General features: G+C 40.1%; 8 protein-coding genes. All 8 read right to left on the bottom strand.

All coding sequences use genetic code 11. The features are described 5' to 3' along the window. Nucleotides 1-54: 54 nt before the first annotated feature. Complete coding sequence (locus tag MKX60_RS14680) at nucleotides 55-762, bottom strand: DNA alkylation repair protein (protein WP_042189737.1); 708 nt, start codon at nucleotides 760-762, stop codon at nucleotides 55-57. 160 nt (nucleotides 763-922) lie between these two features. Next, entirely contained in the window at nucleotides 923-1,753 is an 831-nt protein-coding gene (locus tag MKX60_RS14675; protein WP_076286546.1) for a carbohydrate ABC transporter permease, read from the bottom strand. Between the two features lie 15 nt (nucleotides 1,754-1,768). Further along, entirely contained in the window at nucleotides 1,769-2,674 is a 906-nt protein-coding gene (locus tag MKX60_RS14670) for a carbohydrate ABC transporter permease (protein WP_341060174.1), read from the bottom strand. A gap of 490 nt (nucleotides 2,675-3,164) precedes the next feature. Next, nucleotides 3,165-4,577: an ABC transporter substrate-binding protein gene (locus tag MKX60_RS14665; RefSeq protein WP_076299338.1), complete on the bottom strand. Its 1,413-nt coding sequence runs from the start codon at nucleotides 4,575-4,577 to the stop codon at nucleotides 3,165-3,167. Nucleotides 4,578-4,756: 179 nt separating this feature from the next. Continuing rightward, complete coding sequence (locus MKX60_RS14660; protein ID WP_341060173.1) at nucleotides 4,757-6,784, bottom strand: DUF5107 domain-containing protein; 2,028 nt, start codon at nucleotides 6,782-6,784, stop codon at nucleotides 4,757-4,759. 114 nt (nucleotides 6,785-6,898) lie between these two features. Further along, nucleotides 6,899-8,278: a carbohydrate ABC transporter substrate-binding protein gene (locus MKX60_RS14655; RefSeq protein WP_341060172.1), complete on the bottom strand. Its 1,380-nt coding sequence runs from the start codon at nucleotides 8,276-8,278 to the stop codon at nucleotides 6,899-6,901. A 22-nt stretch (nucleotides 8,279-8,300) separates the two neighbouring features. After that, nucleotides 8,301-9,944, bottom strand: a complete 1,644-nt coding sequence (locus MKX60_RS14650) for a response regulator transcription factor (protein WP_341060171.1) — start codon at nucleotides 9,942-9,944, stop codon at nucleotides 8,301-8,303. Continuing rightward, complete coding sequence (locus tag MKX60_RS14645; RefSeq protein WP_042189748.1) at nucleotides 9,922-11,724, bottom strand: cache domain-containing sensor histidine kinase; 1,803 nt, start codon at nucleotides 11,722-11,724, stop codon at nucleotides 9,922-9,924. Before MKX60_RS14645 ends, MKX60_RS14650 begins: the two co-directional genes overlap by 23 nt. Nucleotides 11,725-11,777 lie beyond the last annotated feature (53 nt).

The raw sequence follows: 11,777 nt of genomic DNA, 5'->3' as shown, positions 1-11,777 counted from the left end.
GTGAAGTTTCAGGGAATCCTTTTTCCTTTTTCTTCTCTAGAAGCTTCTGCTAGATCAACATCTTACATGCTTGCGTTTAAAACCAAGCCGAGCCTTGTCGACTGCTTTTTGAATATTTGCGTACGCGTGAATCAATTTACTCTTTGCCTTATTCTTATCAACTTCAATTGGCCCTACAGTTCTTGCGGTTTCACTGGCCTTATCATGAAGTGGCGAATAAGATACGGCCACTGTGTACATGAAATTATTCATTGCGTATTGGGTACGTTCTGGAGAATCATGAATCGTATTTTCCACCATCTCAAGCATACCAGCAAGCTTGCTTTCGGAAAACTCAACATCCGGCCGACTGCCAAGCAGCCAGCAGTAACAGCTCCAGCCCGCTGACATTCTCAGCTCTTCACCACTCGCGATCCATTTATCGGCAACTTGTTGTGCAATATCTGCTTCTGCCAAGGTTACTGCCACTACAAAGTCGGACAGCATATAAAAATAAGCCGCATCCATCCATCGGTCATAATCCGCTTCCGTCATTGCATTGGGATCAGCAATGATGCCGGCAAAATACATGGCATCATAGTTCCCAGTCGCGTAAAGTTCCTCAGCCAATGGCTGATTTATTTTGGTTTTCTTGAAGATTGGCTTCATTGCTCCGGTAGCCACGCCAAATAGCGGTTCCTTTGCTCCATTAGACATATATATTTTCTTGGTTCGTTCCTTGCCAAGCGCTTCCAGCTCCTGCATGACCATCTCTAAATCCACTATTTAACACTTCCTTTTTCAAAGTTCTTTCCCAAGCTATCTTAGGTTTGTACTAGTTAAAGAAAGTGTACTGTATGGGTTTCCTTGTCGCAAGTTAAGTTTCCGAAGGAATACTTATGGGTGCGCAAATAACCACCTATATTATTAGGTGGTTATTACCTCAACCTTTTACAGAACCGATTGTAATTCCAGCAACGATCTTTCTGGACACAAGAAGATAAAGTATAAACGTGGGCAGAAACACCAGAAGTGATGCAGCAAAAATACCCGAGTAATTACCAGTATTCGTATATCCTACTACGATGGATTGAAGAGCTAATGCTATTGGATGTCGATCCGGATTATTAGCAAAGATCAGAGCATAAAAATATTCATTCCAGATCCCCATCACATTAAAAATCGTTAACGTCAAAATACCAGCCTGTGCCATAGGTAAGATGATTTTGATAAAAGCTTTAATCGGCCCACATCCATCGATCGCTGCTGATTCCTCCAATTCTTTCGGAATGGATGCAAAGAACCCTGTAAGCAAAAATACAGCAAAAGGGACATTCGTAAAAATGTATACAAAGATTAACGTAAATGTTGAGCCTGTTAAATTCAATGAATAAAATAACGAAAACAACGGGATCGAGATCAGTAGCCCCGGAACTGATAATGCCGAGATAAACATTAAATCAACTAACCTTTTTCCCCTAAACTGAATTCGTCCCAATATATAAGCAGCCGGAGCTGCAACAACAATAATACCTACGCAAGAGGTTACCGTATAAACTAGACTGTTCAAAAAGTACAAGCCGATCTTCGTTTCTTCGAATAATCGGGTATAGTTAGAGAAATGAAATCCGCTCGCCAGTAGTTTGTTCGTAAATATCTCTCTTGTTGTGCTGAGTGAAGCAAGGAATGCGTATCCAAAAATAATAATTGTAAAGATAAGCCAGACTACTAATGGAACATATCGTATGATTCGAGTGATTGAGTGAAGACGCATATTGTCTCCTCCTTCCTAGTATTCTAAACGATCCTTCCTAAACAACAGACCAATCAAGAAGGAAAAGCCAATAATTGCAACAGTAATCAACACACCAATCGCAGCCCCTGCTCCAACATTGAAAGCTTGCGTATCAGAAATTCTCTCCCCACCAAATACCTTCAAGTACATATAATAGCCAGGAGTCATCGTATGTGGATCATTTCTCCCGAAAATGGAAGACCATACAAAGAAGTTAATGGCTGTAACCGTCCATAACACCAGCGTGGTCTTAAACACATCACGGAGTAACGGAAGAGTAATATGGAAGAACTGATATACTGTGTTTGCTCCTTCCAATAATGCTGCTTCGTAGTAATCATTAGGAATCCGATCCATGGCCGCACCAAGAATTAATAAGAAATAACCAATTGATCCAAAACAAAAAGCGATCAGCATGGATAAAAATATATGCTGGTCATCCGTCCATTGAATATTGGCTAATTGTTCAAGTCCAAGAAGGCGAAATACATGTGTCAACAATCCAAAGGTCGGATTATACACATACTGAAGCCATATTACTGACATGACAACAACAGATACAGTATTAGGCAGGTAAATCAAGGCTCTCCAGAAGCCTTTGAAACGAACGCCGGAGGAAATAAGCACTGAGAAGAAAAAAGCCATAACGAAAACAATGAGTCCACCAATAATCCAAATCTTAAGCACATTTAATGAAGAATTTAAAAAATAGGAATTATGAAATAACCCCCAGTAATTGTCTAAACCAATGAATTTCCATTCACTGATACTACTGTTTATATTAGATATCTCGTAAAAGCTCATAAACACTGCCCGCAAGGTTGGATAAAAAAAGATCGACATATAAACCAGGATAGCAGGCAGAAGGAATAGCATCATAATCGGTTTACTAATTCTCATCTTTGTATCCCCCGCATCATTTTCAAGGAAATTATAAGGCTCAAAACCAAAATTAGCGGTTGACCGTTTATGAACCAACCGCTACGGGTTCGGAGGGTTCTTCCGACCTCCGCTCTGTCCACACGCCATGTCAACCGGTCTAATTTTTAGTTAGAGTCCTTATTCAAGTACCAGAATAAAAGAACGCATAAATCATAACTTATTCTTCCTAATACTCTAAAAAAATCTATATGCAGCTGCCGCTATTGACCGCCACATATAGATTTACATAAAATCTAGATTGAACAAAAAGACTCGAGAAAAGGGAACGAAGTGACGGAGGGGAATTTTGGAACTGTAAGAGCGATAGCGCCCGCCTTTGTCTCTGGATTTCAACCGCTAAAAGCGATGTAAATCAAGAAATCTTGAGACAACAGCGGCTGGAAGTCCAAACATTCATCGCAGTCACGACTGATCCTTACCTCTATAAACCTTATGTTCAACTCATGTTTTATTTACCAGCGTAGAATTTCTTAGCTTCCGCACTTAGCTTCGGCCCGAATTCTTCTGGCTTCAGTTTGCCAGTGATGAGTTCCATGAAGGTAGGCACAATGGTAGCAAGCGTAAAGTCGCCTCCATCACCAATACCTCCACCCCAAGGCATATTTTCTTTTGCATTTAGAAAAGCAGCTTCTGCTTCAGCAAGCATCGCAGGCCATTCAGAATCAATAGTTGCTGGGATCGCAAGTGCATCCTTCGCCATTTTTTCTTGTATCTGCTTACTAACGATATGTTTGATAAGCTCAAAAGCAGCCTCTGCATTCTTGCTCGATTTATTAATGAACATCCCTTGAGATCCAAAGATCAACCCTTGTTTTCCACCTTTACCGTTTCCATTTGGAACATCTGGGAATTGAAACGTGCCCCATTTGAAATCTGGTCCTGAGGTGGCAAGCACTTCATTCGGAAGCCATGTTCCATTTAGATAAGCAGCAGAACCACCAAGCACGAGATCTTGCTGAGCCGCAGGATATTTACTTCCGGCAATTTTATTAGAGAAAAAACCTTTAGCGTTTAAATTAGCCATATCTTTAGCGAATTGAAGAATGATTGGATCATTCCACATCTCACCGGTCTTATCCTGCACAAGCTGGCTTACCCAATCTGCCCCCATCGCATTTGCCAGATAGGATCCAATAAATAAGTCCCGATATGCGTCATCAAAGGTAAGCGGTGCTGAACCTGCTGCTTTGATTTTTTCAGCATCTGCAAGGAATTCTTCCCAAGTGGCAGGTGCTTTTGTTATCCCAGCCTTCTCATACACTTCCTTGTTATAGAAAAAGAGTACTGCATACGGTTGCTGCGGAATCGAATAAATACCTTCTTCTAAACCGTACTTTGTGGATAGCGATTGTATCCAGCTTAACAAGCTTGGAATCATTGAATCCTTTACTGACTTGCCTTCCATTCCGATGGATGGCTCCGCAAGCAAATCATCAAGCTTCATAACGTAATCTTTCATCCCTTGAATACCAGCTGGGCTACCTGGATCGGCTTCCCAGATATCAATTTGCTCTCCTCCATCCAAAGCAGGCTTGATCAATTTTAAGATATCACGACCGGTAAATTTCAGATCCACTTCAACTTCTGGATTAGCCGCCTTGAATTCAGCAACTGCAGACTCAATAACCTTCGCTTGTGGTTCAGTGCTGCTCCACATCGACCAGAATACTACCTTACCTTCTAGTCCAGAAGCTTTAACTTCGGTGGTAGCCTCAGTTGTAGCTGTAGGGGTGTTCTCCTTAGTTGCTTCAGGCGGGGCAGCATTGTTCGTGGTATTGCTTGATCCACAACCAGCCAATAACGTTAGAACCATCGACATAGCAAGCAACAAACCTGTGAGCTTCTTTTGTCTTTTTTTCACGTGTGTAGCATCCCCCTCAAATATGAAAGTGCTTTCACAAGTAAGTATATAACGAAGCAACTCAGGTCTAACATCGACGATATTGAACAAAGCATGCACAATTTTATCTAAATTTTAATCACCTTCAGCATCCTAAAAAAAAGAGAGCTTCGATTAAAATCATCGAAACTCTCTCTTGGTTAAGCTCCCACTATTCTAAAATCAATGTTATTAGGCGGTGGATATAGGGTGATAGCTTCCTTCATTAATTCTTCAGATAATACAGTATTTCGGCTCTCCGCTAGCTTTTTAGCTTGAAATTTATACCACAGCTCCACAATCGTAACTTCGCCTTCACGAATCACAGCAAATTCTTTCTGGAATAAGTATAATAGGAATTCATTATGACCCAACTCCTGAGCAGCAGCTCCAATAATAATTTGGAGACGATCACTTTGCCTGAACTCTTCAGGAAGTGATTCGTACACACTCCAAGCCTTAGCAAATTGTTTATTTCTAATCAACATGCTAATATACTCATCTGCAAATGCTCTGTCAGGAAAGCCATTGTATAAAGAATACGCCAGTTCATAATAGACCAGAGCCTGATCTGCCTCTCCTCTCTGTTCAGAGGTAATCGCCAGATTACGATAAACCCAAGCAGACGGCTTCAATTCAAGCGATTGATACCATGCAGTTATTGCTTGATCTTCCTTTCCATACTCATAGAGCATAATGCCGTAATGCAAGTAGGAATTCCATATTTGATTATCTGCATGCTCTAGACTGGTACGAAGCAATTCCATCCATTCTTCTTGGACCATCCAAGAGGCCGGAATATCTTGCACATCTCCCACTGGCAAACCTCCCTCTTGTAACAGGGCTAACCATGGAAGTTGCGGTGCTGCAATACTGGATTCCAAGAATAGAAATCCATCCGGAATCGACCTTTCATTATGAGCTTTTCTACGAATGTCCTCAAGTGCTCCCCAGCCTGAGCCTGAGTGCAATAGTTCTGATGGTGTTAAATTAGCATAAGCTTGCAACTTCTCATGAAGAATATACACCTCATCTTCTTGCAATTGTTCATTGACTTGCGTTTCAATAAAATCCCGAGCCTCAGACCAATCGCTTTGATTTGCCTTATGTGCATCCACCTGAGTAATACCGAATATTTGAGTGAAATCCCATATTGAATTTGCAGGCATGTCTAGTCCATGCATCTGTGTTGGAGCAAGCCCTGCTTGTATCTCAACATAATTACCTTCGCCTGGCTTCGCTAAGAAATCACACCATCTTCTACCACCTGCATGGTTGCCCCAGCAAAATAATTTACGATATCTTAAGAGGCTAGTCGAACGTTCGTAGAATAAACTACCATCCTCATAGGCAATTGCTTCCCACGGGGATTTATAATCTGCTTCTGTCTGAAAAAAATACTCGTTAGAGAAAGGAATTCTCATTGGATATGACGAGTCTTCATTTGGAACTGAAGGAAGCACTGGCAAATCTCCCAATCCAAACCCCTTCACTTGGTGATCAATATAGATAACCTTACTAGTGGATGAGAATACTCTTGATTGCAAGGTTTCCGGTGCTGCAATATTTGTCCAATAATACATAGGAATCGACGCTTTGCTATCATTAATGATTCTTACATAGACAGAGAGCTCCTTAGCCCCTTGAGGAAGATGAAAATCAATATGCCAAAAAATGTTTTTACAACGCTCATATTCATAAATTCTTAGAAATTCATTGCCCTTATCATCCATCAATTTGGCAGCATGCACGGGAGAGGCGGTCGTAAAGGTGTGACCTACCTGTCCCACATTCCATTCAATCCCTCCAGAGAACCAAGCGTTTAGAATCGCTAAATTAGCCGGTTGAAAGACAGGATTTGTATACAATATATCTTTGTTCGTACGTTTATCTTTAAGCGAATAGAGTCTACCTCCATACTCAGGTAAAAAGACTGCTTTTAAGATGTCATTTTCCAATACAATCGACTTCATAACCATCGGTTTTCTTTCACGTGTATAGCGATCCTGCATGCGATAAGGTAAATATCTCCCACCTGTATGTTCACCCAGCTGCTGTCTCAATTCTGGCGTAAGTGTACCATTATCTCCTACTTTTGTATGATGGTCTCTGTTTCTGAACATCGGAAGAGGATTCTCTCCTTCTAATAATGCACCTTCAAGAGTTAATGTTGAAATGACTACACTCATTCACGTCACATCCAATCCCATATAGTTAATCCAATTTTACACTGCTAAATGCTAAAGCTACCATTAACAGAATTGAACAAAACCTGTACGATTTAGGACACTCAATAAACAGGTTTATTCTTTAGAAGAACTTAATTCCCGCACACTCTTGGTTATTTTCTCAACCTCATCTTGCCACTGTTTAACAGTCAGCATATTGCTCATTAGGCCAGTTATGGGGTTCCATATTGCCTCTACGTCTTTGATGACTAGCTGCGATGCTTGTTTCCATTGAAAAACAATCGGTGCTACATCTTTTTGAGATATTTGAACGGAATCATAGAATATTGGAGAAGTGTACGGCTTTACGATTTCCAGACCATTTTTAACCGTGACTATACCTTTGGATTTCTCCGCATTTAATTGAACGATATCATCATTGTATTGATAACGCAGGAACTCCTTGGCAAGTTCAATATTCTTCGCCTTGGCGGGAATAAACAAGCTATCCAAATAGGACATGACATACCTCTGATCCCCCTTATTAAACACAGGTGGTGCGAGAAAACCAAATTCGAATCCTTCTTCGCGTGGAGTGCCTTTCATTTCATTCTCTATCCATATTCCGCAAGGAATGAACAATGCCTTACCTTGTAGAAAAGCAGCCTGTGCTTGTGTATGGCTTAACTTAACGGTTCCTGGCATGACATAACCTTTTTGTGCTATAGCACTCAACACCTCAGCTATTTGTCTGACGGAATCGGACCTAAATGCATCCTTCTCATAATTTTCCGCCTTCCAGACGTCTTCCATCCCCCCTACAGATGCCACTGACGGCCAGAAAATAGACTCTAAATAACCCGGAAACAAACCTTGGTAGGTAAATAGTGATCTTCCATCCTTCTTAGCGAGCTCACCTAACTTCAAGAATTCATCCCATGTCTCTGGGAGCTTCCAGCCTTTTTTCTCAAAAAGAGTCTTGTTATAGATTAGCCCCATTGGAGAGGTATAGAACGGTGCAGCATAAATTTTTCCATCCCCTAAGGGATTAGCATAATCTAAAATACCATCCAGCATTTTATTCTTAAGAGGTTCTTGATTATCAAGAGCATTCCCTTCAAATACATCCGTCAAATCGAGTAATAATTTATCTCTCAACATTTCTTCAATCATACCTGTCGTCTCACTCTGTGAGATATAAATGATATCGGGTGGATTACCAACTGCGATTTGCGGTTTAAGTATTTCCATGATCTTGGGGCTTGCAGTCAAATTAACAGTTACCCCTGAATAGTCTGATTCAAATCGTTGTTTCACCGCGAGCCAATAATCCTTTCCTTGCCCTCCCTCAAATACAGCTAAGTTCAGAATTTTGTTCGCAAACTCATGTTTCACTTGGGAGGATTGTATTTTGCTCAGGCTCGAATCTGAAGGAGTACATCCTGCGCTAGCCCATAATAATAGGATCACACCTGCGAAAATTAAACTCTTTTTAATAGATTCCACATATTTCATAACAGGTGCCTCCTCCTTGGACTTATTTAGTTGCGAGTAATTTCTTTCGGAAATCTGAAGGACTAAGCCCCACGATCTTCTTAAATACTCGATTAAAATAAAACGGATCATCTATCCCCACTTGTGAAGCCACCTCTTTAATCCTCGTATCCGGAAGCTTTAACAATTCAATCGCTTTATTGATTTTTAGTTCATTCATATATTGAACAATGCTTCTACCCGTATCTTGCTTAAATACACGGCATAAGTAATTAACATTCATATTTACTTCTTGAGCGAGACGGTCAAGCGTTATTTTATTCTCAACATTCTCCTGCAAAATCTCCGTGATTCGAAGTACTTCTTTGCGATAAATATTACTTTTAACTTGATACAATAGATTGATGGCTTCCTGCATCGCTTGTTCAATAGATAGACTAAGCCCTTCCATAGACTCAGCTTGTGAAATATCACTCTCAAAACTCTCTAAGAGCGTTGTTGCCCCTACCCTATTTTGTTCAGTGGATGATAGTACTTGTGTGTTCCATTTTAAGATCAAGTTGTCTAGGTCAGATAATAATCCCAAAAGGTGAAATTTTAAGGCTGAAGGGTCCCATTTGATTTGTTTTGCCTCATTAAATAATATGCTTATATTCTCCAATACTAGCTTTGTGTTCCCTACTTCAACTGCTGCTTTGACTTGATCCAACCATTCCACATAATTAATGGAGTGTAGTGACTGGGTTAACTTTGAATGCCCAGCAACCAAGACAGATGCAGGCCCCGTATAAAAGTTGTTTGTAGATGCTCGCAGACACAAAGTGTATTGTTCTCTCAACTGCTTCAAACCTACGAATGCATCACTTAATGTAATGCTGACACTTAAATTCAAATACAGCTTAAGCATCTGCACTAAGTTATTCATCAACAGTAACCAACTGGGTTCGTCAGAATAACCGTTCTGTTCATAAACTATAACAATATACTGATTACTCTCCATCTCTATGAAATCAAATGCAAAGTGATCAGACACGGTTTCTTTCACAATATTCGCTATAGAAAAGCTAAGTAGCCTCTTGTTATTAATTTTGCCGTTACTTAGCGCCTCCACATAATCATCGATTCTTATCATAATAAGATTACCAGCAAGTCTATCGAAGGGTATCCCGTACTTCTGTGTTTCTTGTAACAAATAAACCATGTCCTGCTCCTGATCTAAAAGAAGCTCTCTCCATATGCTGTTCCGTTGCTGAAGCTGCGTTTCATTAAGCTTAATTTTCATATGAATGTCCTGTTCTTTAAGCTCTCGTTCCGTTAATAATTGCTTCGAGATCTTCGTCAGCAAGACAATCAGCTCATCTGGCTTAAGCGTCAGCTTCAACATATAATCTTCTGCTCCAAGTTTCATGGCTTCCCGCACGTAAGCATAATCATCATAATTACTAAGCACCACAAACTTCCCAGTGAATTTGCGTTCGTTGAGCGTTCGGATTAATTCAAGTCCATCCATGTTAGGCATCACTAGATCCATAATCACGATATCGATCGATTCTGTCTCTATGACCTCAAGAGCTTTGTATCCATCTGCAACAGCACCCATTAATTTAAAACCATATTCATCCCATTTAATTAGTGTACTAAGTGCAATCCTCACTATTTTCTCATCATCCACAATTAGTATCCGCATCAGCTGAGTCCTCCTGAAGTGTAGAAATATAAGGTATCGTGATGATAACATCCGTGCCTTGATCAGGCTTACTCCAAATCTCTAATCCATAGGGGTCTCCATAATGTAATTTGATTCTCTCCCGTACATTTCCAATACCGATATTTGCTAATCGATTCTCTGAATGATTATCTTTAAGTTGCAATATCTCCTGTAACTTCTCAGCACTCATCCCTTTCCCATTGTCGCTTAACTTAATCTTTAACACCTCTCCGTTCAATTCAGCAGTCATTGTAATTCTAGGTTCCATATTCTCGCCGCTTAGTCCATGAATAATCGAATTCTCTACAATGGGCTGAAGCAAAAATTTCAACACTTGAGTATCTAATAACTGTTCAGGAATTTGCACATCAACCTGTAATGACATCCCGTATCTAATTTGTTGAATAACTACATAGTTCTTGATGTTCCGAAGCTCTTCCCCAAGCGTTATCCGTTCATTCTTCTGAACAATTGTACTTCGAAGTAATTCAGCCAGTGCACCTAAACCATTGCTTACACTATCCGCCTGACTTAGCATCGCCGTCCATTTTAACGAACTCAATGTATTAAATAGAAAATGCGGATTAATTTGTGCCTGCAACATTTGTAGCTCAATACCCCTCTTCTGTGCCTGTTCTTGCTCCACACGGTCAATCAATAGTTTGATTTCCTCGATCATGGCTTCAAATTTCCCTGAAAGGTATCCGATTTCATCTGGATGATTGTCGTTTATTTCTACCTTTAAATTACCTCGCATGACCTGGTTCATTCCACTCACCAACTTCTTAAGGGGGGTGGAGATACTAACAGAGATGAAGGTTGCAAATAAGGATGAAACAACTACACATATGACGGCAATGAAGAACATTTCATTTCTAATCTCTACAGATCCCATATTCAAGTAGGCTTGCGGAATTAAACTAATTACATTCCAATGAAGTACCTCATTATGTGTATTTAAGAAAAAGTAGGGTTCTGCCCGCAGCGTTACTGTCCCCGTCTCCATACGGGAATTAATCAAATGATTTAAAGTACGATTAGCTTCCAAATCTTGATCCGACTGAAACAAGTGGTTGTTGCTCGTCAATATTTCTCCTGCATCATTCATAATGATTTGTTCACTACCCTGTCCCATATTAATGCTTCCAAACAAAATCTGTGAGAATAATTCCTCATCAATCCCCATAATGACGAACCCTACAGTTTCACCCGATCCATATGAAAGTGGAATCCTCCTAGACAATGAAAGGATATTATCACCAGCTGTCGTATGGGCTGTGGTCCAGATATCTGCACTTTTATTCTGTTTGGCCTGAGCAAATATTCGCTGTTTATCCTCTGTAGTAAATTCTTCGTATCCATAATCGTACAGAACTTGTCCATTATTAGTTAGAATCTGTAGTGTTTTGATTGTAGCAAACAGCCAAAATTTATCGCTTAACACAGTGTCTTCAAACTTCTTATGTATGTTACTAATATCAAGATCACTCAATCTATTGTAGCGGAGCAGTGCTTGCTGAATATCTCCATTCAACATGATTTGATCGGCGAAAGTCTCATATTTGGCCACTTCTGTTCCGATCTTGCTTCCTAAGAGGCGTAATATATCATTTACAAAGGTAGTTGTCTTAGAGGTGATTGCTTCATTCGATTTATGGTAAGCTAGAAAGCCGAAGGTGCACAGTGGGATAATAGCCAGCAGCAGAAATGAAATCATTAAGCGTCGCTGAACTTTTGACTTTCGAAGTAATTTAATCATTTACGTACACTAAAGTTAGATTCATATCGATAAACCTCCTAATAACAGATCAT

The sequence above is a fragment of the Paenibacillus sp. FSL R5-0914 genome, assembly GCF_038004525.1.
Classification (GTDB): Bacteria; Bacillota; Bacilli; order Paenibacillales; family Paenibacillaceae; genus Paenibacillus_AQ.
This window is presented reverse-complemented; position numbering and strand designations above follow the sequence as displayed.

Excerpts from the sequence above, each read along its gene's own strand:
- MKX60_RS14675 (WP_076286546.1), bottom strand. The coding sequence starts at position 1,753 with ATGCGTCTTCACTCAATCACTCGAATCATACGATATGTTCCATTAGTA.
- MKX60_RS14670 (WP_341060174.1), bottom strand. The coding sequence starts at position 2,674 with ATGAGAATTAGTAAACCGATTATGATGCTATTCCTTCTGCCTGCTATC.
- MKX60_RS14660 (WP_341060173.1), bottom strand. The coding sequence starts at position 6,784 with ATGAGTGTAGTCATTTCAACATTAACTCTTGAAGGTGCATTATTAGAA.
- MKX60_RS14655 (WP_341060172.1), bottom strand. The coding sequence starts at position 8,278 with ATGAAATATGTGGAATCTATTAAAAAGAGTTTAATTTTCGCAGGTGTG.
- MKX60_RS14650 (WP_341060171.1), bottom strand. The coding sequence starts at position 9,944 with ATGCGGATACTAATTGTGGATGATGAGAAAATAGTGAGGATTGCACTT.
- MKX60_RS14645 (WP_042189748.1), bottom strand. The coding sequence starts at position 11,724 with ATGATTAAATTACTTCGAAAGTCAAAAGTTCAGCGACGCTTAATGATT.